The sequence below is a fragment of the Pseudomonas sp. JV241A genome (assembly GCF_900275665.1).
GTDB lineage: Bacteria > Pseudomonadota > Gammaproteobacteria > Pseudomonadales > Pseudomonadaceae > Aquipseudomonas > Aquipseudomonas wadenswilerensis.
The window spans coordinates 101,121-126,605 of sequence record NZ_OPYO01000019.1 but is presented as its reverse complement, the minus strand read 5'-3'; the positions used below and the strand labels follow the sequence as shown (position 1 = coordinate 126,605).

General features: G+C 64.0%; 21 protein-coding genes. 12 read left to right on the top strand and 9 right to left on the bottom strand.

Annotated elements, in window-relative coordinates; translation table 11 throughout:
• Nucleotides 1-48: 48 nt before the first annotated feature.
• Nucleotides 49-810 (bottom strand): LuxR family transcriptional regulator, encoded by a 762-nt coding sequence (locus JV241A_RS12085; protein WP_115089597.1) that lies wholly within the window; start codon nucleotides 808-810, stop codon nucleotides 49-51.
• Between the two features lie 174 nt (nucleotides 811-984).
• Here JV241A_RS12085 and JV241A_RS12080 point away from each other — a divergent pair, with 174 nt between their 5' ends.
• Genes JV241A_RS12080 through JV241A_RS12055 form a run of 6 tightly spaced genes read left to right on the top strand, consistent with a single transcriptional unit; the run spans nucleotide 985 to nucleotide 7,213 of the window.
• A complete protein-coding gene (locus tag JV241A_RS12080) occupies nucleotides 985-1,875 on the top strand; it encodes a proline iminopeptidase-family hydrolase (RefSeq protein WP_134062704.1) in 891 nt (296 codons plus the stop codon).
• A 3-nt stretch (nucleotides 1,876-1,878) separates the two neighbouring features.
• Nucleotides 1,879-2,826 (top strand): ABC transporter permease, encoded by a 948-nt coding sequence (locus JV241A_RS12075; protein WP_134062702.1) that lies wholly within the window; start codon nucleotides 1,879-1,881, stop codon nucleotides 2,824-2,826.
• Nucleotides 2,823-3,683: an ABC transporter permease gene (locus JV241A_RS12070; protein WP_134062700.1), complete on the top strand. Its 861-nt coding sequence runs from the start codon at nucleotides 2,823-2,825 to the stop codon at nucleotides 3,681-3,683. Before JV241A_RS12075 ends, JV241A_RS12070 begins: the two co-directional genes overlap by 4 nt.
• Entirely contained in the window at nucleotides 3,680-4,666 is a 987-nt protein-coding gene (locus JV241A_RS12065; RefSeq protein WP_115089593.1) for an ABC transporter ATP-binding protein, read from the top strand. Before JV241A_RS12070 ends, JV241A_RS12065 begins: the two co-directional genes overlap by 4 nt.
• Nucleotides 4,663-5,637, top strand: a complete 975-nt coding sequence (locus JV241A_RS12060) for an ABC transporter ATP-binding protein (protein WP_134062698.1) — start codon at nucleotides 4,663-4,665, stop codon at nucleotides 5,635-5,637. Before JV241A_RS12065 ends, JV241A_RS12060 begins: the two co-directional genes overlap by 4 nt.
• A 34-nt stretch (nucleotides 5,638-5,671) precedes the next feature.
• Entirely contained in the window at nucleotides 5,672-7,213 is a 1,542-nt protein-coding gene (locus JV241A_RS12055; protein ID WP_134062696.1) for an ABC transporter substrate-binding protein, read from the top strand.
• A gap of 221 nt (nucleotides 7,214-7,434) precedes the next feature.
• Here JV241A_RS12055 and JV241A_RS12050 read toward each other — a convergent pair whose 3' ends face one another.
• Nucleotides 7,435-10,272, bottom strand: a complete 2,838-nt coding sequence (locus JV241A_RS12050) for an AMP-binding protein (RefSeq protein ID WP_166675684.1) — start codon at nucleotides 10,270-10,272, stop codon at nucleotides 7,435-7,437.
• A gap of 176 nt (nucleotides 10,273-10,448) precedes the next feature.
• On the opposite strand from JV241A_RS12050, the gene JV241A_RS12045 reads away from it, so the two are divergent.
• Complete coding sequence (locus tag JV241A_RS12045; protein ID WP_134062694.1) at nucleotides 10,449-11,753, top strand: MFS transporter; 1,305 nt, start codon at nucleotides 10,449-10,451, stop codon at nucleotides 11,751-11,753.
• A 21-nt stretch (nucleotides 11,754-11,774) separates the two neighbouring features.
• On the opposite strand, the gene JV241A_RS12040 is transcribed toward JV241A_RS12045, so the two are convergent.
• Nucleotides 11,775-12,872, bottom strand: coding sequence for a GNAT family N-acetyltransferase/peptidase C39 family protein (locus tag JV241A_RS12040; protein ID WP_134062692.1), 1,098 nt, complete (start codon nucleotides 12,870-12,872; stop codon nucleotides 11,775-11,777).
• Nucleotides 12,873-12,966: 94 nt separating this feature from the next.
• On the opposite strand from JV241A_RS12040, the gene JV241A_RS12035 reads away from it, so the two are divergent.
• Together JV241A_RS12035 and JV241A_RS12030 are read left to right on the top strand one after the other, a co-directional pair.
• On the top strand, nucleotides 12,967-14,547 hold the full coding sequence (locus JV241A_RS12035) for a RimK family protein (protein WP_115089587.1): 1,581 nt from the start codon (nucleotides 12,967-12,969) through the stop codon (nucleotides 14,545-14,547).
• A 3-nt stretch (nucleotides 14,548-14,550) separates the two neighbouring features.
• Nucleotides 14,551-15,462, top strand: a complete 912-nt coding sequence (locus tag JV241A_RS12030; protein WP_115089586.1) for a magnesium transporter CorA family protein — start codon at nucleotides 14,551-14,553, stop codon at nucleotides 15,460-15,462.
• Between the two features lie 129 nt (nucleotides 15,463-15,591).
• On the opposite strand, the gene JV241A_RS12025 is transcribed toward JV241A_RS12030, so the two are convergent.
• Together JV241A_RS12025 and JV241A_RS12020 are read right to left on the bottom strand one after the other, a co-directional pair.
• The gene (locus JV241A_RS12025) at nucleotides 15,592-16,077 is read right to left on the bottom strand and encodes an adenosine-specific kinase (RefSeq protein ID WP_115089585.1); all 486 of its coding nucleotides are present in this window, start codon (nucleotides 16,075-16,077) and stop codon (nucleotides 15,592-15,594) included.
• Nucleotides 16,078-16,159: 82 nt separating this feature from the next.
• On the bottom strand, nucleotides 16,160-16,603 hold the full coding sequence (locus JV241A_RS12020; protein ID WP_115089584.1) for a nuclear transport factor 2 family protein: 444 nt from the start codon (nucleotides 16,601-16,603) through the stop codon (nucleotides 16,160-16,162).
• A gap of 220 nt (nucleotides 16,604-16,823) precedes the next feature.
• Here JV241A_RS12020 and JV241A_RS12015 point away from each other — a divergent pair, with 220 nt between their 5' ends.
• Nucleotides 16,824-17,525: an EthD domain-containing protein gene (locus JV241A_RS12015; RefSeq protein WP_115089583.1), complete on the top strand. Its 702-nt coding sequence runs from the start codon at nucleotides 16,824-16,826 to the stop codon at nucleotides 17,523-17,525.
• Here JV241A_RS12015 and JV241A_RS12010 read toward each other — a convergent pair.
• Nucleotides 17,522-17,998, bottom strand: a complete 477-nt coding sequence (locus JV241A_RS12010) for a nuclear transport factor 2 family protein (protein WP_115089582.1) — start codon at nucleotides 17,996-17,998, stop codon at nucleotides 17,522-17,524. The genes JV241A_RS12015 and JV241A_RS12010 overlap by 4 nt on opposite strands.
• A 145-nt stretch (nucleotides 17,999-18,143) precedes the next feature.
• Between JV241A_RS12010 and JV241A_RS12005 the strand changes: the two genes are divergently transcribed.
• Nucleotides 18,144-19,412 carry a flavohemoglobin expression-modulating QEGLA motif protein gene (locus JV241A_RS12005; protein WP_134062690.1) on the top strand — a complete coding sequence of 423 codons (1,269 nt, stop codon included), beginning with the start codon at nucleotides 18,144-18,146 and terminating at the stop codon, nucleotides 19,410-19,412.
• An 18-nt stretch (nucleotides 19,413-19,430) separates the two neighbouring features.
• On the opposite strand, the gene JV241A_RS12000 is transcribed toward JV241A_RS12005, so the two are convergent.
• Complete coding sequence (locus JV241A_RS12000) at nucleotides 19,431-19,949, bottom strand: GNAT family N-acetyltransferase (protein WP_115089580.1); 519 nt, start codon at nucleotides 19,947-19,949, stop codon at nucleotides 19,431-19,433.
• A gap of 68 nt (nucleotides 19,950-20,017) precedes the next feature.
• Nucleotides 20,018-20,659, bottom strand: coding sequence for a dTMP kinase (locus JV241A_RS11995; RefSeq protein ID WP_134062688.1), 642 nt, complete (start codon nucleotides 20,657-20,659; stop codon nucleotides 20,018-20,020).
• Between the two features lie 582 nt (nucleotides 20,660-21,241).
• Here JV241A_RS11995 and JV241A_RS11990 point away from each other — a divergent pair.
• The gene (locus tag JV241A_RS11990) at nucleotides 21,242-22,273 is read left to right on the top strand and encodes a hypothetical protein (RefSeq protein WP_134062686.1); all 1,032 of its coding nucleotides are present in this window, start codon (nucleotides 21,242-21,244) and stop codon (nucleotides 22,271-22,273) included.
• Nucleotides 22,274-22,437: 164 nt separating this feature from the next.
• On the opposite strand, the gene JV241A_RS11985 is transcribed toward JV241A_RS11990, so the two are convergent.
• The gene (locus JV241A_RS11985) at nucleotides 22,438-25,455 is read right to left on the bottom strand and encodes an autotransporter serine protease (protein ID WP_134062728.1); all 3,018 of its coding nucleotides are present in this window, start codon (nucleotides 25,453-25,455) and stop codon (nucleotides 22,438-22,440) included.
• Nucleotides 25,456-25,485: the final 30 nt, after the last annotated feature.

Here is a 25,485-nt window from a genome sequence, read left to right as displayed (position 1 = left end):
GACGAGGCATAACTAGAGAGTTCTCTAGGTTTTCGGATTTTTTACCACTCAATTGTCGAGCAGACGGTAGTGCACTGCCCGGGCGACCGCCTGGACCCGGTTCTTCGCCCCCAGCTTGTGCATGGCCGAGGTCAGGTGCAGGGAGACCGTGGCCAGCGAGCGGGTGAGCATCTCGGCGATCTGCGCTGCGGTCAGGCCTTCGGCAGCCCAGCGCAGGCACTCGAGCTCACGGCGGGTCAGGCGGATGGCGCGGCTGGCGGCCTCCTTGCCCAGCAAGGGATAGGCGGCCTCCTGCAAGGCATGGGCAATCAGGCTGAAGTCGGCGAGGTGTTCCCGGGCATCGTCCAGGTCACGCTGACTGGCCTGGGGACGCAGGCCGGTCAGGGTCGCCAGCCCGCCGCGCGGCAGGTGGATGGGCACGGTGACGCCGCAGGCCAGTTGCGCATCGAGCAGGTAACCGACCACCGGCGCATGGCGGCGATCGATCAGGCGCTGCAGGACCGTCTCGCCCTTGGGCAGGTACGACCAGGCGAACGGCGCGATGGAGGAAACGGCCAGTTGCTGCACCGGGTCGATCTGGTAGAAGCCATCGGAGCACCACAGGTCCTGCCAATCCCTCGGGGTCTGGCGCAGCCTGACCACGGCGGGGGTGATCAATTCGCCGAGGTGATCCAGCGGCACCGGGCTGTAGTCGTACACGAGGGCATCGAAGCCCAGTTGCGCCGCCAGCTCGGCGACGCTGTCCATCTGTTCGTCCAGGTTACTGTCCGACGCCAGACGGGTATGGAGATCAGCCAGCTTGGCCTGCATTCCTTACACTCCCTGTGTATACCCTGTTGGATTTCCATCTTGAAGTCCGCCGAGTAGAATGCCACGGCTCGGCGCGGGACTGCCAGACAAAACCTATAAGAAATACTAGCTTGTAGGCGGCGCACTCTCCTGTGCAGGGTATAGCTGTAAGCCATGGCCAACAGGAGAGTAGCGATGTGGCGTGAGATGCAACCTGACCAGCAGTTCAACGTATCGGTCGATGGCCACAATCTCGTGGTGTACAGCTTTGGCGAAGGGGACGAGGTACTGCTGTGCCTCAACGGCGGGCCGGGCCTGCCCTGCGACTACCTTCGCGATGCCCATGCCTGGCTCAAGGACAAGGGCATCCGCGTGGTCGCCTTCGACCAGTTGGGGACCGGTGCCTCCGACCGCCCCGACGACGACAGCCTGTGGAACATCACCCGCTACGTGGCCGAGGTCGAGCAGGTCCGCCAGGCCCTGGACCTGGGGCGCGTGCATATGCTGGGGCACTCCTGGGGCGGCTGGCTGGCGATCGAATACGCCATCCACCACCCGCAGTCGCTGAAAAGCCTCATTCTGGAAAACACCGTCGGCGACATCCCGCACCTGATCAGCGAACTGGAACGCCTGCGCAGTGCCCTGGGCAGCGAAACCGTGGCGATGATGCAGCGCTACGAGGCCCAGGGGAACCTCGATCATCCCCAGTACCAGGCAGCCATCACCCTGCTCAACTACCGTCACGTGTGCCGCCTCGACGAGTGGCCGGCGCCGGTCAAACGCTCGCTGGGCGACTGGAACATGGGCCCCTACACCACCATGCAGGGGCCCAACGAATTCCTCTATATCGGCAACCTCAAGGACTGGAACCGCCTGGAGCAAATGCGCGAGTTCCAAATGCCGGTCCTGATCACCACCGGCCAGCACGACGAACTGTCCCCCGCCTGCGCCCTGCGCATGAAACTGGCACTGCATGACCAGGCCGAGCTGCACGTGTTCCCCAACAGCAGCCACATGCCGTTCTACGAAGAGCCGCAAGCCTACTTCCCGGTGTTGCTGGATTTCCTGCAGCGCAACCGGGGCTGATCGATGAACCTGGCACGCTACCGGTTCGTCCTGATCCGTCCGTTGCAGCTGCTGCCGGTGCTGCTGGGTATCAGCATCATCACCTTCGTGCTGGTCCGTTCGATTCCGGGCGATCCGGCGCGGGTGCTGCTGGGTGCGCGCAGCACTCCGGATGCGATTCAGAAGATCCGTGCCCAGTTTGGCCTGGACGAGCCGATCTGGGTGCAGTACCTGTACTTCCTGAAGAACCTGCTCAACGGCGACCTGGGCAAATCGCTGCTGTACAAGATCGACGCCCTGCCCCTGATCGCCAGCCGCATCGAGCCCACCCTGATGCTGGTGCTCGGCAGCGTGCTGCTGGCGCTGCTCATCGCCGTGCCGCTAGCCATTCTCGCCGCCCGTAACAAGGGCGGCTGGACCGACAACCTGATCCGCCTGTTCACCACCGCCGGCCTGGGCCTGCCGGCCTTCTGGCTGGGCCTGATGCTGATCCTGCTGTTCAGCGTGCACTGGGGGCTGTTCCCGGTGTCCGGTTATGGCCGGACCTGGGCCGACAAGCTGCATCACCTGGTGCTGCCCTGCCTGACCATCGCCCTGGCGCTCTCGGCGGTACTGGTGCGCAACCTGCGGGCCAGCATCCTGCTGGAGATGCAGGCCGACCACGTCACCGCGGCCCGCGCCCGCGGCCTTGGCGAAGGCGCGCTGCTGCGGCGGCACATCTTGCCCAACTCCATGGTGCCGACGATCAACCTGCTGGCGGTCAACATCGGCTGGCTGATCAGCGGCACCGTGGTGATCGAAAGCCTGTTCTCCCTGCCCGGCATCGGCCAGTTGCTGGTGCGCGGCATCTTCACCCGCGACTACATGGTGGTCCAGGGCGTGGCCATGGTGCTGGCCTGTGCCACGGTCGCGGTGAACTTCATCGCCGACGTGGCGACCACCGCCCTCGATCCGCGGGTGAAGATCCAATGAGCCACAGTCCCAGCCCCACGCTTTCCCTCCGCTGGCGCCTGGGCTGGAACCTGCGCAACGGTCGCCTGACCCTGTACTGCGGCCTCGCCATCGTCCTCGGCTGGTGCCTGCTGGCGCTGTGCGCACCATGGATCGCCCCGTTCGACCCGCTGATGCAGAACGGCGAGCTGCGCCTGGCCGCCCCCAGCCTGGCGCACCCCTTCGGCACCGACAATTTCGGCCGCGACGTGCTGTCGCGGGTGATCTGGGGCGCGCGCACCGACTTGCAGATGGCCCTGATCGGGGTGATCTTCCCGTTCCTGCTGGGCACCTGCATCGGCGCCATTTCCGGCTACATCGGCGGCTTGCTGGACAACGCCTGCATGCGCCTGATCGACATCGTCCTGGCCTTCCCCTTCCTGGTGCTGATGCTGGCGATCATGGCCATTCTCGGCCCGGGCCTTGGCAGCTTCTATATCGCCATGGCCCTGGTCGGCTGGGTGTCCTATGCACGGCTGATCCGCTCACAGATCCTCGTGCTCAAGGAAAGCGACTTCGCCCTGGCCGCCAGAAGCCTGGGCTTCAGCCACCGGCGCACGCTGTTCGGCCACCTGTTGCCCAATGCCCTGTTCGGCTCGGTTGTGTTCTGCATGTCGGACGCGGTACTGGTGCTGCTCAACGGCGCCGCCGTCAGCTACCTGGGCCTTGGCGTGCAGCCACCGACCCCTGAGTGGGGCTCGATGGTGGCCGAGGGCCAGAGCTTCATCACCATCGCCTGGTGGATCTGCACCTTCCCCGGCCTGGCCGTGGTGACCCTGGCCATGGGCTTCAGCCTGCTGGCCGATGGCGTCGCCGAACGCCTTGGAGACCGCTCATGAGCACACCGCTGCTGCAGGTCCGGGAGCTGAGCGTGATCGCCCGCAACGGCCCGCGCGAGATCACCCTGGTCGAGCGCCTGTCTTTCGACCTTGGCCAGGGCGAGATCCTCGGTCTGGTGGGCGAAAGCGGCTCGGGCAAGACCCTGGCCTGCCGTGCCCTCATGCGCCTGCTGCCCTCGCCGAACCTGCGGATCGAGGGCAAGTCCGTGCACCTGGCGGGCCACGACCTGCTGCAACTGGACGAGGCCGGCATGCGCCGCCTACGCGGACGCGAGCTGGGCATGATCTTCCAGAACCCCAGCAGCCACCTGGACCCGCTGATGCGCATCGGCGAGCAGATCGCCGAGGGCATCCGCCTGCACCAGGGCGCCTCGCGCCGCGAGGCTCGGGCCGAGGCCATCGAAGTGCTGCGCCAGGTCGGCATTCCCGATCCGAAAGCCCGGGTGGACAACTACCCTCACGAGTTTTCCGGCGGCATGCGCCAGCGGGCGATGATCGCCGTGGCCCTGGGCTGCAACCCGAAAGTGCTGATCGCCGACGAGCCGACCACGGCCCTGGATGTCACCGTGCAGGCGCAGATCCTGCGCCTGCTGCTGGAGCTGCGTGACCGTCGCGGCTTGTCGATGATCCTGATCAGCCACGACCTGGGGGTGGTGGCGCAGACCTGCGACAGCATCGCCGTGATGTACGCCGGACGTCTCTGCGAGCACGGCGCCAAGCACCAGTTGCTGGCCCATCCACGCCATCCGTACAGTGCCGGGCTGCTGGCCTGCCACCCCGCGGCGCAACGCCAGGTGCGGCTGATGACTACCATTGCCGGGCAACCGCCCCTGCTCGATGCCCTGCCCCCGGGCTGTCGCTTCGAGCCGCGCTGCGCCCAGGCCCTGCCGCTATGCCGGGAGCAGCTGCCGGAGCTGCGTGAGAGCGGCCCCGGCCACCGCCTGGCCTGCCACACCCCGCTGCTGGCTGCAGGCCTGTCATGACCACGCTGTTGCAGGTCAAGGACCTGCATGTACAGTTTTCCGCCGCCGGCGGCGGCCTGTTCGGCCTGCGCCCGCGCAAAGTCAACGCGGTCAACGGCGCCTCGTTGACTCTCGCCGCCGGCCAGACCCTCGGCCTGGTGGGCGAATCAGGCTGCGGCAAGAGCACCCTGGCCCGGGCCATCCTGCAACTGAACCCGGTCACCGCCGGGCAGGTGCTGTTCGACGGCATCGACATGACCCAGGGCCGCAAGGTCGATATCGCCCGCCTGCGCCGCGAGACTGCGATGATCTTCCAGGACCCGTACAGCGCGCTCAATCCAGGCCAGCGCATCGGCCAGATCCTCGCCGAAGTCCTGCAGGTGCAGCGCAAGGTGCCCGCCGAGCGGATCCCGGCGCGGGTCGACGAACTGCTCGAGCTGGTCGGCCTGCACCCCGGGCTGGCCGCACGCAAGCCCGGCTCGCTCAGCGGCGGCCAGTGCCAACGGGTGGGCATCGCCCGAGCCCTGGCCATCGAGCCGCGGCTGATCGTCGCCGACGAATGCGTCGCCGCCCTGGACGTGTCGATCCAGGGGCAGATCATCAACCTGCTGCTGACGCTGCGCGAACGTATGGGCCTGGCGCTGCTGTTCATCACCCACGACCTGGGCGTGGTGCGCCGGTTGTGCGACCGGGTGGCGGTGATGTACCTGGGGCAGATTGTCGAGGAAGGCCCGGTGGACGAGGTGTTCGACGCGCCCCATCACCCCTACACCGCCGCGCTGATCCAGTCGATCGCCGACATCGACCCGGCCCGCCGCCTGCCAGAACGCCCCCTGGCCGGCGAGCCACCGAGCCCGCTGCACCTGCCGTCGGGTTGCGCCTTCCACCCACGCTGCCCGCAGGCGCTGCCCACCTGCAGCGAAACCGCGCCGCCCAGCCACTCACAGGGTGCCCGGCGCCATGCCTGCATCCATCCGCGACCGCCGTACTGACACAACAACCATGACCATCAAACGGAGCTTGAGCATGAAACCCACAGCATTGAAGCTACTCACCGCCGCCGTCCTGGCCGCCAGCACCCTGGCCACCGGCACAACCCTGGCAGCCGGCGTGCTGACCATCGGCTGCCGTGAGGAGAGCACCACCTTCGACCCGATCAAGAGCGCACAGAACCGCGACAGCTGGGTCTTCGCCAACGTCTACGACGTGCTGATCCGGGTCGACAACAGCGGCACCCGGCTGGTCCCGGGCCTGGCCGAAAGCTGGAAGGTCTCCGACGACGGCCTGACCTACACCTTCAAGATCCGCGAAGCCAAGTTCTCCGATGGCTCGCCACTGAGCGCCGGCGATGCGGCGTTCTCCCTGCTGCGCATCCGCGACAACCCCGGCTCGCTGTGGGCCGACTCCTACAAAATCATCGACAAGGCCGACGCCCCGGACGAGCGCACCCTGGTGGTGACCCTGAAGAGCAAGTCGGTGCCGTTCCTCTCGCAACTGGCCACCGCCAACGTCTCGATCCTGTCGAAAAAGGCCATGGACACGATCGGCGAGGACGCCTACGCCCAGGAGCCGGTGACCTCCGGTGCCTTCAAGGTCAAGGAGTGGCTGCGCGGTGACCGGGTGATCCTGGAAAAGAACCCGCACTTCTGGGAGGCCGACAAGGTCAGCCTGGATGGCGTCGAGTGGATCTCCATCCCCGACGACAACACCCGCATGCTCAAGGTCCAGGCCGGCGAACTGGACTCGGCGATCTTCGTGCCCTTTTCCCGTGTCGATACCCTGCGCAAGGACCCGAGCCTGACCATTCACATCGACCCGTCGACCCGTGAGGACCACCTGCTGATCAACCACGAGAAGGGGTTGCTGGGCCAGGTCGAGGTGCGCGAGGCTATCGACCTGGCGATCGACAAGAAGGCCCTGGTGGACACAGTGACCTTCGGCCACGGCGACGTGGCCTATTCGTACATTCCCAAGGGCGCGCTCTATCACAACGCCAACAACCTACAACGCCCCTTCGACCCGGCCAAGGCCCGCGAGCTGCTGAAGAAGGCTGGCGCCGAGGGGCTCAAGGTCAACTATGTCGTCAACGCCGGCAACGAGGCCGACGAGCAGATCGCCGTGCTGGTGCAGAAGCAGTTGGCCGATGTCGGCATCACCGCCAACCTGCAGAAGGTCGACCCGACCCAGAGCTGGCAGATGCTGGTCGATGGCGATTACGACCTGTCGGTGATGTACTGGACCAACGACGTGCTGGACCCGGACCAGAAGACCACCTTTGTGCTCGGTCACGACACCAACATGAACTACATGACCCGCTACCACAACGACAAGGTCAAGGACCTGGTGGCCGCGGCCCGGGTGGAGATCGACCCGAGCAAACGCAAGCAGATTTACCAGGCACTACAGAAACAGGCCAAACAGGATGTCCATTGGATCGATCTGTACTACAGCCCCTACATCAATATTTCGCGCAGCAATATCCAGAACTTCCTGCAAAACCCGCTGGGGCGCTTCACCCTGGAAGAGACAGTGAAACTGGAAGCCGGTGAAAAAACCGCGCAAAACTGAAGCCGCCAATACTGGGGCTTGCAACCGTCACGGTGTTGGCTGTCCAGAGGCTCGTTGGACCTGATCAGGTGGTGGCCAGGGTGTTGGAGTGTGCTATTGCTCGGCACCTGCAGCCGCCCTGGTCAGCTTGTGTCGGTGATGATTGATCCAATCCAGTTTAGCTTTTGACGTGTGCCACGCTATCACCGGCTCTGGACTGACGACGACAGCAAAGTAGTCGCCTATCCTGCGCGCTGGGCGCGTTCCGATTCATCCAGATGCTCTAGCAGCATCGCTATCGTCGTATCCCGCAGCTTGATTGCCGCCGTCCAGTCCGGCCCTTGCGCCAACAGCGGGGAGCAGACGTTGACGTGGATTGCACCGTAACGCGGGAACCACTGACCGTCACGCAGCACCCTGCGCGTGCCGCGGATTGCGACCGGCAGCAGCGGCACGCCGGTACGCGCGGCGAGCACGAAGGCGCCCATGTGGAACGTTCGCAAGCCCGGCTCGCGGGTGAAGGTTCCCTCGGGAAAGAACACCAGCGGCTGGCCAGCCTCTAGCGCCTCGGCCAGGGGCCCGGTGTCCGCAGCGCTGCGCTGCAGGTCGAAGCGTTCGACGAAGCGGGCACCGAGCTTGCGCAGGAACCGGCCGGCGACCCACTGTCCAGCCAGTTCGCGCTTGGCAACGAAGCTGAATCGCGGCGGCAGGACCGCGCAGAGAATGACACCGTCGAGGTAGCTGGCATGGTTTACGGCCAGTACGCTCGCCCCAGACTCAGGCAGGTGCTCCAGCCCCGTGACGCTGAACGGCACACCCGTCAACCACACGAACAGCCGTGCGGCCGCGCGGGTAAAGCTGCGGCACCAACGCTGGCGCGGCAGGAGCGCGACGCCCAGCCAGGTCAGTGGGGTGACCAGCCAGAACAGCAGCCAGATGTAAGCGGCATATAGCGCCGTGCGGCCGCTCCGCCAACTGCGACTGAAATGCCCGCGTACGGCCTGCAGCACCAGGCGCAGCAACTGGCGCCACACAGCGAGGTGTGGCCGGCCTACTTCACCGCGCTCATACAGTTCACGACTGGCAGCACGGCGAATTTTGCCGCTGGAGGTTTTCAGTACGCTATGCGGCGGTGCCAGCACGATATCGTCGGGCGACACTCCGGTGAGGTCGACCACGATGCGGTTGACCTCCTGCTGCAGGCGTTGCCGCGCGGCAGCTTCCTTCTCGTAGCTTTCGGCCAGCACCACCAGGCGCTCGGTGCCGGTGGCCGGGTCAGGACTGCCGAACACCGCAATGCAGCCTTTGCGCAGACCGGGCAAGTTGCCGACCGCCGCTTCGACATCGTAGGGGTAGATGTTGCGCCCGGCCCGGATGATCAGATCCTTGGCGCGGCCGGTCAGGTAGACCTCACCAGCGGCCATGTAGGCGAAGTCGAGCGAGTCGATCCAGCCATCGCGCAACACCCGGCGGGTCTCTTCGGGGTTACGGTAATAGCCTCCGGTGGTAGATGGCCCACTGAATTGCAGGTGACCTTCGCTGCGCTCGGGGAGTTCGACCCCGCGACCATCGACGATGCGAATCTGATGCCCCGGCAACGGCCGGCCGCTGGAGACAAAGCGCAGCGTTGCGCTGGCGTCCGCTTCGGCGGGCAGTGCAGTGCCACGGGTCTGGAACGCCTCTCGCTGCACCCGGTCGATCAGCGGCCCTCGGTCCAAGGGAGGAAAGGCCACGCCCAACGTGGCCTCGGCCAACCCATAGACAGGCGTCAACGCCGTGGGCGCCAGGCCGTAGCGTACGAAGCGCTCGGTAAAGCGCTGCAAGGTATCCGGACTGACCGGTTCGGCACCGTTGAAGGCCAGGCGCCAGCTGCTCAGGTTCAGGCCCTCGAGGTCACTGTCAGCGAGTTTGTTCAGACACAGTTCGTAGGCGAAATTGGGCGCCGCCGACAAGGTGCCGCGCAAGCTATCGATGGCCCATAGCCAACGCTCCGGCCGTGCCAGGAAAGCCAGCGGTGACATCAGCACCAGGTTGTAGCCGTAATACAGGCTGCCCAGCCAGGCACCGATCAAGCCCATGTCGTGGTACATGGGAAGCCAGCTGACGAACACGTCCTGCGGGCCCACCTTCAGCGCCCTGCCCATGGCGCGCAGATTGGCCAGCAGATTGGCATGGCTGACCATCACGCCCTTGGGCTGGCCAGTGCTACCCGAGGTGTACTGCAGGAAGGCGATGTCACCCGGTTGCCGCAACGGTGTGACGCACTCGCCCCCCTCACCCATCAACTCGGCCACGCTGGCGATACGGACCAGGCTCGGGACCTGCGGCCGGAGCAGGCGGGCGAGCAGCTTCGCTTGCGTCACGGTAATCAGCACTTTGGCCTCGGCGTTGTGCAGGATGCCGGCCTGGCGGCGCAGATGCTCCTCTATCTGCGACAGGCGCGGCGGTGGGTAGATGGGCACCGGCACCCCACCGGCCAACAGGATGCCGAGAAAACCCTGGAGAAAGTCGCGGCCTGTGGGCAGCATCAGGGCCACGGTCTGACCGGCCCGCAAGCCACTGCGTTGCAGCCCTGCGGCAACGGCCAGGGCGCCCTGGTGCAAGGCGCCATAGCTGATCGCTTCCTGCTGGTCACGTTCACCTAGCAGGCGCACGTGGAGATGCTGCGGCTGATGACGCACATGCCAGTCCAGTACCTCGATCAGGGTCCGCGCGGCGTCCGGCGTCTGCCCTGCTGCTGTCAGGGCTTCGCCAGCGTCGCTGGCGGGCAACGGACGGACGGCCTCGGCGCCATGACGGCTGTGCAGCACGCGCAGTACATCGGCGGGGGTGTCCGCCGAGGCGAACAGGTGTTCTGGTAAGCGCACACCGAATTCGTGCTCGATACGTGACCACAGTTCGACTCGAGCCAGGCTGTCTACGCCCAGGTCCCGGTCCAGCACGCTGTGCAAGGTAACGTGCAACCCTTCTGCCGCTTGCGGGTGCAGCTCGACCACGGTGCGCTGGACAATTTCGAGCAATTTTTCCGCGCCCCCATCGTAATGGGGAACGGCGCGGGGGTCTGGAGGCGGACGAGACATCGGCGGCCCCTCATGACAGGAAACTTTGCGTATAAATCCTTGCCAATTGCCATTATACGCTCGCAGGAAGGGTGGGCCAGGGCTAGGCTCAATACCAGTCGGTTAAGGACGTTGAGACGAACATTGCACCTGTGGCGAGGGCTTTATCCTCGCCACAGCCCTGTAGAGGGATCGCCATGCCAACCAGCCTTGCCCCCGGAGTGACACGCCGAGAAATCTGGGCCTGGGCGATGTTTGATTTCGCCAACTCCGGTTACACGACGGTGGTGATCACCGCCGTGTTCAACGCCTACTTCGTCGCCGTGGTCGCCAAAGGCGAAGCCTGGGGTACGCTGGCCTGGACCAGCGCCATAGCCCTCTCTTACGCCCTGATCATCCTGAGCGCGCCGCTGGTTGGCGCCTATGCCGACGCCTTCGCCTGCAAGAAACGCCTGCTGCTGTTCAGTACGGTCGGTTGTGTCGTATTTACCGCTGGACTCGCACTGGCAGGACCCGGGGAACTCGGTGTCGCGATTCTTTTCATCGTGCTATCCAACTTCTGTTTCGGCAGCGGCGAAAACCTGATCGCCGCCTTCCTGCCCGAACTCGCCCGTGTGGAGGCCTTGGGCAAGGTGTCCGGCTGGGGCTGGGGATTCGGCTATATCGGTGGCCTGTTCAGCCTGGGCGCCTGCCTGGCCTTCGTCAGCTGGGCCCAGGCGCAGGGCCAGACTGCGGCGCAGTTCGTGCCGGTGTGCATGCTGATCACCGCGTCCTTGTTCGCCGTCGCCAGCCTGCCGACCTTCCTGTTCCTGCGGGAGCGCAGCCAGCCGCAGCCCGTGTGCGGCGACATGCCTATCGCGCAAGCGGTGCTGGCGCGCTTCGCGCAGACGCTACGCGAAGCCGGGCGCTATCGCGACCTGCTGCGCTTTCTTGCCTGCACGGTCTGCTACCAGGCCGGTATCTCCGCCGTGATCACCCTGGCTGCCATCTATGCCAATCAGGTCATGGGCTTCAGTACCCAAGACACGCTGCTGCTGATCTTAGTGGTGAATATCACGGCCTCCATCGGTGCGGTGCTGTTCGGTTGGCTGCAGGACCGCCTCGGCCATCGCGCCACCCTGGCGCTGACCCTGCTGGGCTGGCTGGGCATGGTCGCTCTGGTCTGGGTCGCGCGCGGCCCCGGGCTGTTCTGGCTGGCCGCCAACCTTGCCGGTCTGTGCATGGGCGCCAGCCAATCGGCCGGACGGGCGATAGTCGGCCTGCTTGCGCCGCCGACACGGCTGGCGGAGTTCTTCGGCCTCTGGGGGCTGGCGGTCAAACTGTCGGCAATCCTCGGCCCCATGACTTACGGCCTGACCAGTTGGCTGTCCGCAGGCGATCACCGCCTGGCGATGCTGATTACTGGTAGCTATTTCGTCGTCGGCCTGCTGATACTGGCCGGGGTCGACCTGGAGCGCGGGCGGCAGGTAGCTGTCAGCCGTACCGAGAGTCTCAATCAGTGATGAACACTTGACTGGCTGGCATTAGCCACGCCCGCGCAACAACACGGCGGCCCTCACCCGCTGCCTGCCGAAACTGCTGATGCGCGCGAACTCGGCATGGCTCACCGGCAGGTGCTGGCAATCCAGACTGCGACGGTGGCGGCTGTGGTCCACATCGGGGTCATGCAGGTACACGAACTCATCATCGCAGCCAGTCACCAAGATCCAGTGCGGTGCCTTGAGACGCGTGAAGCGGTAGCTGCTAATCAGCACGAGCGGCCTGAACCCCGCCTGCAGCGCCGAACGCACATCAAGGCCGGGCGCCAGGACCTGTTGCACGTCGGTCTCACTCAGCGCCTCGACAAAACCGTCCTCCACGAGCTTCATGACGGCTTTTTTTTGCGCGCTGCGCACGCCATCGAGAAACAGCGAGTCGGCCTGGCTGAGCACCATGCGCACCTCGAACCCCCGACGCCAGGCCGCGAGAGCAAGACCCTGCGGGCTGCAACCGCCGTGGCCGGCGGTCATGAAGATGGTCGTCGCCTCACGCCAGAGCTGGATTTCTTCGGTCCGCAGCAGTGACCGGCCGCGCTCGATAGCGGCCATGGCCATCAGCAGGCAGGCCGCTCCGCAGGTGAACTCGGTGGTTTGCGCGTAGTACGGGACTTGCCGGGCAGGCGCCGGCGCATTGCGCAGGATACGCTTTTCATAGCGCAGCGCCTGGCTGTGGTCTTCGTAGTAATCGTCGACCACGGCGAAGCGTTGATAGCCATTGCTCTCGTACAGACTGACGGCCGCCGGGTTGTCGGTACGCACCTCAAGGCGAAGCCAGGCGCAATTGCGCTGCAGCGCGCTGGCCTGGGCCTGTTCCAGCAGCCGCTGGCCCAGGCCATGCCCGCGCCAGGCTGGGCTTACGGCAATCGAGTACAGGCGTGCCAGTGAAGTGCCGCGGTGGAACAGCAGCAGCGCGTAGCCTGCCAGTTTCCCCTGCTGCTCGGCGACAATCAGACAGGCATTGGCACGTCGCACCATCCAGTTGAAACTGCGCGTGCTCAGGCGATCGAGGGTGAAACAGTCCTGCTCCAGGGCGACCAGCGCATCGATATCGGCCACCGATGCAAAGCGAAAATCAAAAACCATGGCAACACCGTAATGTTTGAGTAACGAACCGGGACAGGTCGGAAAACCCGTGATTTATTGAAGGGGCATCTTCTTCAACAGGGATCGAATACTCATGTCAGCGGTGCAAGCCAACGTGGCCGAAGTATTGGCCAAAACCGAAGTTTCCACAATAACCCTTAACGAGGAGCCACCCAGTAAACTTCGCGCCGGTAGCCGGTTGCTGATACTGGTGGAACGCAAGGAAGATTGGGCGAGCTACCTGCCCAGCGAGAGCTTGATGCTTGCCCAGGACTACCTCGAACACAGCGACGACGTGGCCGGGCGCACACAGGTGATCAACCTGTGCCGCAACTACAAGTACCTGGGTCAGGGCTACTACTGCTCCTTGCTCGCCGAGGCACGCGGACACAAGGTGCTCCCGTCGGTACGCACGATCAGCGAACTGACCCGCAAGTCCCTTTACGGCGTGGGGCTTGACGACCTGGAGCGCACTCTGGAGCGGGCCCTGGCCAACCATCCCTATGGCAGCACTGAAGCCTTCACCCTCACCCTTTACTTCGGCCGTACCGCCATCGAGCCCCTGCAAGAGATCGGCCGCCAGCTGTTCGAGTCGTTCCCCTGCCCCATCCTGCTAGTGGAATTCCGCCGCGCAGATGTCTGGCAAATCGCCGGCATCAAGGCCGGTACCCTGCACAAGCTGCGCGATGAGCAGCAGCACTTCTTCGCCGACGCCCTGGACGCTTTCAACCGCCGCATCTGGCGCCAGCCCGCCTCCAAACGCCTGGCGCGCTTCGACCTGGCGATCCTGCATGACCCGGCAGAAGCGCTGCCGCCGTCCAACGCCCGGGCGCTGGAGCAGTTCATCGAGAACGGCAGACAGCTCGGCATCGACGTCGACCTGATCGAGAAGAAGGACTACGCGCGCCTGGCCGAGTTCGACGCGTTGTTCATCCGCGAAACCACACGGGTGGACGACCACACCTACCGATTCGCCAAGAAGGCCGAAAGCGAAGGGTTGGTGGTGATCGATGATCCCTCTTCCATACTGCGCTGCACCAACAAGGTCTATCTGGCCGACCTGCTCAAACGCCACAGCCTGGGCGCGCCGGCGACGGAAATCCTTTACAAGGACCGGCCGCAGGAGCTCGAACTAGTGGGCCGCCGCTTAGGTTTCCCGCTGGTGCTGAAGATCCCCGACGGCTGCTTCTCGAAGGGTGTGATCAAAGTCGCCGATGCCCAGGCGCTGGTGTCGGCGGCACAGGAGCTGTTCGAGCACTCGGTGCTGTTATTGGCTCAGGAGTACTGCTACACCGAATACGACTGGCGCATCGGCGTACTCAATGGAGAGGCGCTGTACGCCTGCCAGTACTTCATGTCCAAGGGACACTGGCAGATCTACAACCACAAGGCCCAGGCCGGCGAAGTCAACGGCCAGTGCCGCGCGGTCCCGGTGGAGCAGGCGCCGCCCGAGGTGGTGAAGCTGGCCGTCGACACCGCCCGGCTCATCGGCCATGGGCTGTACGGGGTGGACCTGAAGCAAACCGGCGACCGCGTGCTGGTCATCGAAGTCAACGACAACCCCAACCTCGATGCCGGCACCGAAGACGCCGTGCTGGGCGACGAGCTTTACCGGCGCGTGCTGCAGGCCTTCGTGCAGAGGCTCGAACGCAAACACCTAGGCCAGGCGTGGTAGGCGATGATCGAATGCTTTCGCACCGAAAACGGTGCCCTCCTTGAGGCTCCCGAGGAACAGGCCAGCGTCTGGCTGTGCGTTGCGCCGGACGCGGCCGAGCAGTCCCGGCTGTGCGAGCGCCTAGGGGTTGGCGCCCAGGCTCTGGAATCCTCTCTGGACCCAGATGAAGTGGCGCGCATCGAGATCAAGCCCGACCACCTGTTCCTGATCTGGAAGCGCCCGGAAAGCTTCGACGGGCGGGTGTTCAACGTGTCGTCGTTCGGCGTTGTGCTCAGCGAAAGACGCCTGGTGGTGATCTGTTCCAGCAACTCGCTGCTCGCCAGGGTGGACCTTCAGGCCGGCATGAGCACGCCGTTGGAAGTGCTGATGGCGATGCTGGCCGAGAGCGTGCATCACTACCTGGGCCACCTGCGGATCGTCAAGCAGGTGGCCCGCGAGATCCAGCTGCAGTTCGGCCGGACCATGGACAACCAGCACCTGGTGCAGATGTACAGCTTGAGCGAGAGCCTGGTCTATTACGTCAATGCGATTCAGAGCAACGGTGCCGTGCTGGCGCTGCTGCGCAGCCATGGCCAGAAGCACGGCTTCGGGCCCGACCAGTTGGAGGCGCTCAACGACCTGATCATCGAAAACGAGCAGAGCTACCAGCAGGCGAAGATCCACGCCCAGGTCTTCACCAATCTCATCGAGGCCCGCGGAAACCTGGCCAACAACGGCATGAATCACGCCCTGCGCAATCTGACGCTGATCAATGTGGTGTTCCTGCCGTTGAACCTGCTGGCCAGCATCGGAGGTATGTCGGAGTTTAGCGTGATGACCGCCGGCATGCCCTGGTGGCTGTCGTTCCCGGCACTGCTGCTGGGCATGGCGGTACTCGGCGGGGCCATGGCCGTGGCGTTGCGGCGCATGGCATAAGCACTTGCCCCGCGGGATCAAAACTGTACGAAAGCTAAACCGTGACTGGTGTTTGGATCTCTTATGAACAGTCGACATCGCCCATTTGTTCATCGCATCCTCCGTGTACCCACCCTGCCCGCTCTTCATTCACAACTTGTAGCCGATCTGTCGCAACAAGCCCTTGCGCCACAAAATGTCTTCGTCGCCTTCAATGCCACCGGCACAGAAGCCATCCACTACGCCCAGGATTGCGCGCCCCTGTTCCGTCTCGGCGAGGATCACTTCCGTGGGATTGGCGGTTGCACAAAAAATCCGGCACACCTCCGGAACCATCTTGACGGTGTTCAACACGTTCAGCGGATAGAAACCGTCGCCGAGAAAAATGATGAAGCTATGGCCAGCAGCGATGGCTTGTGCGTTTTTCCGGGCAAGTTCGATCATCGCGGTGTCGGTGCCGGACCAGCGCACCAGGCATTTGCCGGACGCTTCACAAAAGGCCACGCCAAACGGGATACCCGGCACGGTATTTACCAACGCTTCATGGATGTCCTCGACGGACTTGATGAAGTGCGTCTGGCCCAAAATGAAGTTCGTCGCTTCCGGCTTGTCGATTTTCAACGTGATGAGTTGCATCTCAAACACCTCCTTTCACGATGTGGGTAGCAGATACTGGCAATAGACCAAGTTTAGCTACTCAGGGGGGAGGTACAGCCGTTTAGGCACCTGCCTGTCCCACCACCACGGAATGGGCGCTGAAGCAGGTCTCGATCAACTTCCACTGCCCATCGATGCGCCGGTAACGATCCAGGTAAATGCCACCCAGTTGCCGCGTGGCGCCGCTCTCGCCATCCAGGTTGAAGTAGTACAGTGCCCAGCGCCCCTGGGCTTCGTCGTCACTGGTCAATTGAATTTCCGGGTTGGCGCCGTGGTGCAGGTCAATCACCCGGTCCTGGCAAGCCAGTTGCTGATAGAGCGCCACGAAGCTGTCGCGATCGCGAAAGACTCCTACCGGGCCGTAGTCGATCAGGATCTCGCCTTCGGCAAAGCAGTCGCGGATTACCGCCACTTGCTTCAGGTCACAGGCATTGAAATAGCGGTGCTTGAGCTGGCGAATGGCGTCGAGCGCCTCCAGGTGGGCAATGCGTTGTTCCAGGCTCATTCGGCAGACCTCGCACTTGGGGTGAGTTGAGTCTATCGAGCCGCGAGCGAATGCTGATCGTCTGTTGGGACTAGCTGTAGCGATGCGTTTGGGCAGGCGTCAGCCAATCGCCGCTTCAGTAGTCTGTTCGGAGGATTCCGTTAATTTGCTTTGACCCCAGCATGGCTTCGAGTCGATACCCCGCCCGTTCATTGAACAACTGCGAAGGAACTTGATCGCCATGGAAAAAGTCATCTACCTGCTCTGGCGCGACACGCAGACCCCGCGCGAAACCTTCGCCCGGCAACTGCGCAACGAACTTGCCGCGCAACTGCAGGCCCTGGGTGCCCAAAGGCTGCAACTGAACCTGGCCGACACCGACGTCACCCCCGCGGCAGGTTTGCGCCAGGAGAACAACCGGCCTCTGCCGGATGCCAGCCTGTCGCTGTGGCTGGACAGCGCCAATGCCAGTGCCAGGCATCCGTTTGACACGCTCATCCTGGAGGCAACGGCCCGTATGGCGGCCTATCTGGTGTGTGAGTCTGAAGCCATTCGCAACACGCGCTTTCCCTGCGCGCCCGGCGAACGGACCTACGGTTTCGCGCAGATCGCCCTGCTGACTCGCCCTCCTCGCCTGACCCCGCACGCCTGGCTGGACATCTGGCGCAACCACCACACGGCAGTGGCCATCGATACCCAGGACAACTTCCAGTACGTGCAGAATCTGGTGGTACAAGTGCTGACCCACGGCGCCCCGCCCATCGACGCCATCGTCGAAGAGTGCTTCCCGCCCGCGGCGATGACCGATCCGCTGGCCTTCTTTGACGCGGTCGGCGATGAGGCAAAATTCCAGCGCAACCTGGCGATCATGATGGACAGCTGTGCGCGCTTTATCGATTTCGACAAGATCGACGTGCTGCCCACCAGTCAGTATCGCCTTTAGCGCTGGTCAAACAGGTTGGCGGTAACCTTGAGCTGTGCGGGAATCGGTGACGTCACGGTTTCAAAGATGCGCCGGTAGCCTGTCACAACGATTATCCAGCGCCCGTCACGCTTGACGTACTCGTCCTGGTACAAGGCGGTACCGTGCAGCATCCAGTCGCCCTCAAGGTCGATAGCGTGATCTTCCAGGTACCAGGTGCCGCGGGCCGTGTCCGGCCCCAGGATCTCGATCTGGGGATGATGCCCCTGGTGTTTGCACAGAAACGTGGGGCGGTCGAGAATCGCCTTGAGCCCTCCAATAAAGGCCGCCCGGCTGTTGAAGCTGTATTTGCCGCTATCCAGGGCGGTGGTCAGGTCTTCAGCCAGGCACTCCTCCAGTGCCGCCCAGTCATGGCAGTCAACCGCGCGAAAGTAGCGGTACTTGAGCTGCTTGATTTGCTCGATCTCGAGAATGTCGTCCAGGGTAATGGCCATCAGTGGTACTCCTGTCGCTGGGGAGGGATCGCCCACAGGATAGATCGATGCCCACGGGCGTCATCGTCCGGCCGGACTACGACGCTCCACGCCCCGGCAGGGGCTAAGCTGGTACGATGGATCTTCGACTCTCAAGGTGAATGCCATGAGTGCCCTGTCGCTATCTGAACTCGATGCCGCATTGCCCGGCTTGGCCCGCAAGATCCGCGTACTCGATGCTCTGGCGTGGCCCGAGGGGGGCGAGGAGGTTTTCCTCGCCCAATGGCGTAGCGGCAAGGCGCAATTGCCCAAGGTCGAGTTCAGGCCGCGCGAACACAGCGCCGACATCGCGGCGCTGGACAGCTTTGTCGAGCATTGCGATCAGGGGCATCCGGCGGGCCGTTTTCTCGCCAGGACCGCGCACAGCTATGCCACGGCCGGGCGTATGTTGGGGGCCATGGGTACCCCGGCATTTACCCGGTACTCTTCGGCGCTGTACCGACGCCCGGACTTTTACTACCCCAGGCAAAAGCTGAGCATGCTGGACGCCGCCCATTTTTTTCTGAAAACCACCGACGCCCTGTTGGGTGGCAACCATATTCCCCCCAGCCCTGCCGACATTCCGGCCGATGTGTTTGCGGCCTGGCTGCAACCGGAGCTGGACCGCTTTTTTGGTGCAGGCCAGATCAGCATCAAGCTTGAGCCTGGCCTGGCTGCCAAGGCAATTGCCGGGACAAGCCGCATTCGCCTGCGTGCCAGTGCCTTGTTCAGCGAACTGGACAAGCAGCAGTTGCTGCAGCACGAGGCTTTTGTGCACGTGGCCACCGCACAGAACGGTGCGCGCCAGCCCAACCTCAAATGCCTGGCCCTGGGGGCGCCACGCACCACCCAGACACAAGAAGGCATTGCCACGCTGGCTGAACTGCTCACCGGCAGCATGGATATCAACCGCTTGCGGCGCCTCGCCTTGCGCGTGCTCGCGGTGCAGCAAGCGCTCGATGGCGCCGACTTCATCCAGGTGTTCGAAGGCTTTCTCAAGGCTGGCCAGTCGCCGGAAGAGTCCTTGCGCTCAACGCAGCGGATTTTCCGTGGCGCCAATGTGCGAGGTGGTTCGGCATTCACCAAGGATGCCGCGTACCTGACTGGGCTGCTCGGCGTGCACACTTTGCTGCGCGTAGCGATCCGCGACAACCGCCCGGAGCTGGTCGGGCACTTGTTTGCCGGGCGCCTGAGCCTGGGCGACACCTTGCACTTGGCGCCGCTGTTTGAGTCGGGCTGGTTGGTGGGGCCAACCTTTATTCCGGCCTGGGCCAGCGACCTGCGGCGGCTCGCCGCCGGTCTTGCTTTTTCGGCCTTTATCGCCCGGATCAATCTGGATGTGCTCGACCTGCAACGGTTCATGGATGTTGAAGATGAACATGAAGTCGATGCATAGGCCGGTATAACGCCCGCGTCACAAACTACGCCCCAGCAACTGACCTGGCCAGCCATCCACGCTGAAAGCTGAAATCGGCTCATACCCGCAGGATTCATAGAAGCGCACCAGCGCCCTCTTCCCACCGCCATAGCAGTCCACGCGCAAGCGACTTACTCCCACAGCCCGTGCGCGTTCATCGGCAAAGGCCAACAGACGCCGACCCACTCCGCGAACCCGTGTATCACGCGAGGCAATCAGCATTCTCACATAGATCTCCGGCGCGCTAGCACAAGGCACATAGGGCATGGCCTCGCCCAGGACCAATGCGGCGCAAATCCTGCCTGCGCAATCTTCTGCCACCCACGCCTCAGGTAGCGTACAGGCTTCCGTCACCCGCTCAATCTGCCGAGGTGACTGTGACCATGGTTCACTGCCCCACTGCCCCACATTGCCCATGCCAACGAACCAGGCAATTACTTCATCAAAGAGATTCAACACCGCCGGCGCATCAAGTGCGCTGGCACGACGGATAACCAGGCTGTCCATTTCAGTCATTGCTCCCTTCAAGACTCCATCGTCAGCGCCACATCACACACGTCCCGAAGGAAATTCGGCGGCTGTGCTCAACTGCGCAATGGAGGGTTTTGGCCGGCCCCTCGAAGCGCCTTGTAGATCTCGGAGACCACCTGCATCGTTGCGTCTTCGATTGTTCCTTCGTTGCGGCATAAAACCCAGCCGTGATCGGCAATCGCTCGCTCGAACGCCTCGGTACTAGCGACTTGTTCCTCCAGCTTATGCATCACGGTACTGCTCAGCCCACGGCTTCGTGCCGCTGCCCTCGCCCATGAAACCTCTGGGGCGGTGACAACCCCGACATGCAGGTCTGGCACTCGCACGTTTCGATCCATGTTCAACTGTAGAATCTCTGCAAACGGGACTATCCGGCGAAACGCAGCATCAGACGGGTACCAGCGATCGATCAAGATGATGCTGTCTGCGGGCTGTTTAGTCAGCACGTGCTGGGAAATCCAATAACGGCTATCAGCGAAGCGCTCACACACCCCCAGCTCCAGATCCCGGCAGGGGTCTCTGACGAGTTTGTTCACCAGGGCCATTGTTTCACCCCTGTAGGGATCGCTTTTTTTCTCGCACAGTCGGATCACCTTCCTGTTGTCTGCCCGCAGTGCTTTCGTCACGGCCTCCAACAGTGTGGTTTTACCGGTGCCCTTGGGCCCATCGAGAGACACAAACAGCGGACGATTCATTCTTCAAATATCGATTGATGTATTGATGAACACTCTACTGGTTTCTGGCTGACGGGTCTCAGAATCTCGGGTTTGTGCCAAGCATCGAGCTGTAGCTCGAAGGCGAGACACCCATCACTGTGCGCAATGCATTGCTTCAGAGGGCGGTCGATGCAAACTGAAATGACGGGGGTCGGGGACCAACTTTTTCATAACGTGCTCCAAAGGTGCGGTGGAGCGACCACGCTTCGCTGCTAAACGAAGGGTGGCAGCTATACGCGGGTTAGCAGACCGGGCACCTAGAGCAAAACCGGCGCACCCGAAGGTGCCCCACGTACAGCCGCCATATAGCGGTTTCCGTTGAACTCTAGATGCGTGTTCGGACTGCTAAATCCGGTCATTGGATTTTCCAACGACGGCAGCAGCCTAGGGCCATGAAGGGCCCGGCACAACAGAGCAACGGCGCCGGAAGTATGATTCAGAACGGTCTGACAGAAAACACCTACAGCATCGCGATTTGTCGCAGATAGATGTGGGAGCAACTGACTTGTTTGCCCCTAAGATATGATGCCCGCCCGTCAGACAACTGGAAGCCCGATCCGCATGCTCAAACCCTTGACCCTCCTGACGCTCGCCTGTGCTTCTAGCTATGCCAACGCCGCGCCCAGCGACCTTGTCGGCGTCTGGCAAGGCACCCTCGGCAAGACCGCGATCACCGCCTGTTTCAACGCCGCCCCCGACAGCAACGGCAGTTACTACTACCAACGCTTCCTGACGCCGATCCAGCTTACCCGGGAAAAGGCCGGCGAACCCTGGGCCGAAGCCGGCAAGACGGGGTTCTGGCAACTGGACGCGCCCCAGGGCGATACGCTGGCCGGAACCTGGAGCAAGGCCGCAGGCGGCACGCCGTTGCCCTTGGCGCTGACGCGTTCAAGTGCCGAAGGCTGTGGTGGCGACGCCTATAACGCGCCAATGGAGGCGGCACCGCTACCGGTCAAGGTAGAGAAAGAAACCTTCGGCGAGCACGCCTATCAGGTCAGGACCCAAGGCGCCCAGGTGACCTTGAAGCTGGAGGGGGATGGCCCGGCTATCCGCAAGATCAATCAACACCTGGCACGTCTCGCGGTCAGCTCCGAGGGCCAGCAAGCGTTCTTCAGCGAGCGACGCGAATACCTGGGCCGCAGCGGCTCCGCCGACACCAGCGAGATCAGCGTCGCCCCCACGTACTGGTCGTCGCAGTGGATCACCGTCAGGTTTTACCGCTGGACCGCAGGCTATGGTCGCGGCGGCATCAGTTGGGGCCTGCATACCTGGAACCTGCAGACCGGCGAAAGCGTCGATCCCTGGACCTGGATCGGTGCGCGTTTTGAGTGGTACAGCCCCTACTCCGGGCATGTCAGCCTGCCGAAAGCATTCGCCAGCTGGCTCCAGACTCAGGCCACAGCGGACAGCGACTGCCCCGGCGTGGCGAGCTACGACTCCTACGACCTGAGTTTCGACGCCCAGGGCATGCGCCTGGCCAACCAGCCCACCGGCGATGGCTGTGACGTAGACGTGACCTTCAGTTGGAAGCAGGTGGAGCCGCTGCTGTCGCCACAGGGTCGGGCAGCGCTGCCGAGCTTGCAGGTGCCGTGAGCAACGCCTGGATGTAACCTGGTGCGCCATGTGGCGGGCATCGCGCCCAAGCATGCGCGGGAGAAGGCCAGATCCACCCGCAGAATCGCCAGCTGCACCATGCACTGCTTGAGCACCCGGCATCGGCTGGGCACTCAGGGCCTTGCATATCTGTTGCCGGGGCCTCAGAACGCCCAGTCCAGGGTCAGCCCGACCCCGTGGCTCTTGTCGCGACTACCCAGCAGTCCGTTATAGTCCAGGTTGACCCGGGCCTGGCGACCCAGGGCGATCCCCGCCCGTGCACCGACCACCGCCGCATCACGATCCAGGGACAGCGCCTGGACCGTGTAGGTATCGCCCTGGCCAGCGAAGGCCAGGTGCTGGTCGGCCCCGGTGGAACTCAGGTTGTGCTGCCAGCCCAGGGTGGCGGAAAGCTCCACCGCCTGGCCGCCGGACAATTGCAGTTGCTTGCCGGCGCGCATGCCCAGGGTCGAGAGCCAGGCATCCCGATTATCCTGCCCACCCTTGAGCGCAGCAGCGCCGCCATGTTCCTTGAAGCTGTCGCTGGCTATATGCACATAGGCCAGGTTGGCGAACGGCTCCAGCGCCATGCTCGGCAGTGCGACCTTCCAGGCGGCCTCGCCGAACACCTGAGTGCTCTGGGCATCGCGCTTGCTCTTCTGGCGATCGCTGACCTCGTTGTACTGCAGCTCGCGCTTGGTCTCGATCCGGTGCCAGCTATGGCTGCCGCCCAGGCTCAGGCGCATCTGCTCCAGTTCCTTGCCGGCATAGGCACCCAGGTGGTAGCTATCGACGCTGGCCGAGGAATGACGACCATCGCCCATGCTCAACGAACTGTCACTGTAGCCGGTGAAGACCCCGACGCGGGTGTCCTCGCTCATCTGCCCGTCAATCCCCAGCAACATGCCGCCAATGGAACTGCTATAGCGCGCCCGACCGGAATCACCCTCGGCCTTGCCCCAGGCCCCCAGGGCCTTGACCCACAGGCCGTTGTCCTGGCCTTCCACGGCCGGCGCGGCGGCGACGCCCTGCTGGCGGGTTCGCTCGCCCACGGCGTCGCGCAACTGGCGACTGTCGTTGAGCAGCAGGTTGCCCACCGCCGGGTGGATTTCCCCGGACAGTTGATCGAAAGCCTGCTGGGCGCTGCCGGCATTGGCCGACAACAGCAGGCTCTCGTAGACCGGGTTGCCCGCGCCGAGCTGATCGGCGGCCGCGGCCACCGAACGCTGGTTGGCGGTCAAGCCGACACTGGCGAAAGAAGTGGCGTTACGCTGCACCGCCAACTGCACCCCGCTGCCGGTATAGGCCAGGCCACCACCAAGGAACAGTGAGTTGGACTGCACACTGGCGAAACCGCCCTGCACGCCGCCCGCGGCCTCCAGGATGTCGAACTGACGCCCCACCAGGCTGGTTGTCCGCTGGGACTGCAGCGAAACCCCGGGGTTCTGCAGGTCCAGGGCCAGGTTCGCACCGTCCAGGGAAGCCTTGCCATCGCTGACCAGGCGGTCGCTGCCAGCGGCATCCACCTCTACGGCATAGGTCGAGCCCGGCTGGAAGGTCACGTCGGAACTCACGTGCAAGGTGCCGATGGAGTTGCCTGGCGCCACCACGCCGCCGGCGTTGGCCAGCAGCGCGCCGACCCGGCCATTGCCGCCCAGCACGCCGCCGGCATTGACCGTCACCGCCGATTGCAGCGAACCATTGACCGCCAGCCGTCCCTGGTTGACCAGGGTCGGGCCGGAGTAAGTGCTGTTACCGGTAAGCACCAGGGTACCAATGCCCTGCTTGGTCAGGCCGCCATGGCCAGCGATATCGTTGCTCCACAGGTCCAGCCCGCAGCCCAGGTCGTTGCAGCGCCGCTCGGTCGGCTTGCCGGCATCCACCAGGGCGCCGATACCCGGCAGATCGACCACGAACTGGCTCGGGCCGTAGCCACCGGCGATGCGGAACGCCTCGGGAATGTCCTGTTCGGTGACCAACATGCCCGGGCCCCGGAGCCCCTTGTCCAGGTCGATCATGCCCCAGCCGTACAAGGCATCGATGCCGGGCGCGCCCATGTCGGTGGCGGTGGTGCGCAGCACGCTGGCGATCTGTGCGCCGCTCATGTAGGGGAAGCGCTCCATCAGCACCGCCGCCGCACCGGCGGCATGGGGCGCGGCCATGGACGTACCGTTCTTGTTGGCATAGCCCTGGGTCAGGTCTTCCAGGCTGGTGCCGCCAATCACCGCGCTGTAGATCCGGGTGCCGGGGGCCGATACGCAGAGGCTCGCGGTATAGCCGCAACGGGAAGAGAACGTGCTGATCAGGTACGGGTTGGCGCTGCTGGTGTCGGGGTTCTGCTGTAACGCCGCCACGGTCAGCCAGTTGGGGGCAATCTCCGGCACGAAATAGCCCAGCCCGGCAATCGCATCGGGGTTGTTCAGGTTGTAGTCGTTGCCGGCGGCAAAGATCGTCATGACCCCGCTGCGGGCGGCGGCGATGGCCCCGTCATAGGCGCCACCGGGCATGGTGCCCAGCAGTGGCTGGATCTGCGCGAACTGCGCCCGGGCATCGTCCATGGTGAAATGCGGGAACTCCGGATTGCGCCCACCCTTGGCGAAACGATCGGTGATGCCGATGCCCCAGCTGTTGTTGATGATCCGCGCGCCGCTGGCCACCAGGCTGTCCCAGCCGGCCTTGTACACCGCGCCATCGTTGCCCAGGACGATGCCATCCTCGGGGCCGGGGTCGCCGTTGTCGGCGCTGATGATCTGCGCATCGAAGGCCACGCCGTGCATCGACACGCCGTCACGGTTGCCGGCGGCGATCCCGCCGACGTGGGTGCCGTGGGAACCGAGCTTGCCATCCGAGCCCACCGACGGGCTGCCGTCATAGCGGAAAACATCGCCGGCCTTCACCGGGATGTAGGGGTCGGTGTACTGGCGGATGCCGCTGGTGACCAGGGTCACCATCTTGTCCTTGCCGGCGAACTCGGGGTGCTGGGCGTATACCGGCTGGTCGAAGATCCCCAGCTTGACCCCCTTGCCGCTGTAGCCGGCGGCATAAGCGCTGTCGGCGTGGATCGCCCCAAGCCCCCAATCGGCCTTGAATTCGCTGCTGCGCCAGCTGCCGGCGTCGCCGAGGCGCCCACTCTCCACGTAGGGTGCGGCCTGGGCCGTGCCCATCAGCGCCGCCCAGCCCATCAATGCGCGACCCAGTGGGGCCAGGGACCA

What these genes read in the sequence shown, in the direction of transcription:
- JV241A_RS12000 (WP_115089580.1), bottom strand. Translation starts at nt 19,949, where the DNA reads ATGACTGAAATGGACAGCCTGGTTATCCGTCGTGCCAGCGCACTTGAT.
- JV241A_RS12035 (WP_115089587.1), top strand. Translation starts at nt 12,967, where the DNA reads ATGTCAGCGGTGCAAGCCAACGTGGCCGAAGTATTGGCCAAAACCGAA.
- JV241A_RS12040 (WP_134062692.1), bottom strand. Translation starts at nt 12,872, where the DNA reads ATGGTTTTTGATTTTCGCTTTGCATCGGTGGCCGATATCGATGCGCTG.
- JV241A_RS12030 (WP_115089586.1), top strand. Translation starts at nt 14,551, where the DNA reads ATGATCGAATGCTTTCGCACCGAAAACGGTGCCCTCCTTGAGGCTCCC.
- JV241A_RS12080 (WP_134062704.1), top strand. Translation starts at nt 985, where the DNA reads ATGTGGCGTGAGATGCAACCTGACCAGCAGTTCAACGTATCGGTCGAT.
- JV241A_RS12050 (WP_166675684.1), bottom strand. Translation starts at nt 10,272, where the DNA reads ATGTCTCGTCCGCCTCCAGACCCCCGCGCCGTTCCCCATTACGATGGG.
- JV241A_RS12025 (WP_115089585.1), bottom strand. Translation starts at nt 16,077, where the DNA reads ATGCAACTCATCACGTTGAAAATCGACAAGCCGGAAGCGACGAACTTC.
- JV241A_RS12055 (WP_134062696.1), top strand. Translation starts at nt 5,672, where the DNA reads ATGAAACCCACAGCATTGAAGCTACTCACCGCCGCCGTCCTGGCCGCC.
- JV241A_RS12070 (WP_134062700.1), top strand. Translation starts at nt 2,823, where the DNA reads ATGAGCCACAGTCCCAGCCCCACGCTTTCCCTCCGCTGGCGCCTGGGC.
- JV241A_RS11995 (WP_134062688.1), bottom strand. Translation starts at nt 20,659, where the DNA reads ATGAATCGTCCGCTGTTTGTGTCTCTCGATGGGCCCAAGGGCACCGGT.
- JV241A_RS12045 (WP_134062694.1), top strand. Translation starts at nt 10,449, where the DNA reads ATGCCAACCAGCCTTGCCCCCGGAGTGACACGCCGAGAAATCTGGGCC.
- JV241A_RS11990 (WP_134062686.1), top strand. Translation starts at nt 21,242, where the DNA reads ATGCTCAAACCCTTGACCCTCCTGACGCTCGCCTGTGCTTCTAGCTAT.
- JV241A_RS12020 (WP_115089584.1), bottom strand. Translation starts at nt 16,603, where the DNA reads ATGAGCCTGGAACAACGCATTGCCCACCTGGAGGCGCTCGACGCCATT.
- JV241A_RS12065 (WP_115089593.1), top strand. Translation starts at nt 3,680, where the DNA reads ATGAGCACACCGCTGCTGCAGGTCCGGGAGCTGAGCGTGATCGCCCGC.
- JV241A_RS12005 (WP_134062690.1), top strand. Translation starts at nt 18,144, where the DNA reads ATGAGTGCCCTGTCGCTATCTGAACTCGATGCCGCATTGCCCGGCTTG.
- JV241A_RS12015 (WP_115089583.1), top strand. Translation starts at nt 16,824, where the DNA reads ATGGAAAAAGTCATCTACCTGCTCTGGCGCGACACGCAGACCCCGCGC.
- JV241A_RS11985 (WP_134062728.1), bottom strand. Translation starts at nt 25,455, where the DNA reads ATGGGCTGGGCGGCGCTGATGGGCACGGCCCAGGCCGCACCCTACGTG.
- JV241A_RS12075 (WP_134062702.1), top strand. Translation starts at nt 1,879, where the DNA reads ATGAACCTGGCACGCTACCGGTTCGTCCTGATCCGTCCGTTGCAGCTG.
- JV241A_RS12060 (WP_134062698.1), top strand. Translation starts at nt 4,663, where the DNA reads ATGACCACGCTGTTGCAGGTCAAGGACCTGCATGTACAGTTTTCCGCC.
- JV241A_RS12010 (WP_115089582.1), bottom strand. Translation starts at nt 17,998, where the DNA reads ATGGCCATTACCCTGGACGACATTCTCGAGATCGAGCAAATCAAGCAG.
- JV241A_RS12085 (WP_115089597.1), bottom strand. Translation starts at nt 810, where the DNA reads ATGCAGGCCAAGCTGGCTGATCTCCATACCCGTCTGGCGTCGGACAGT.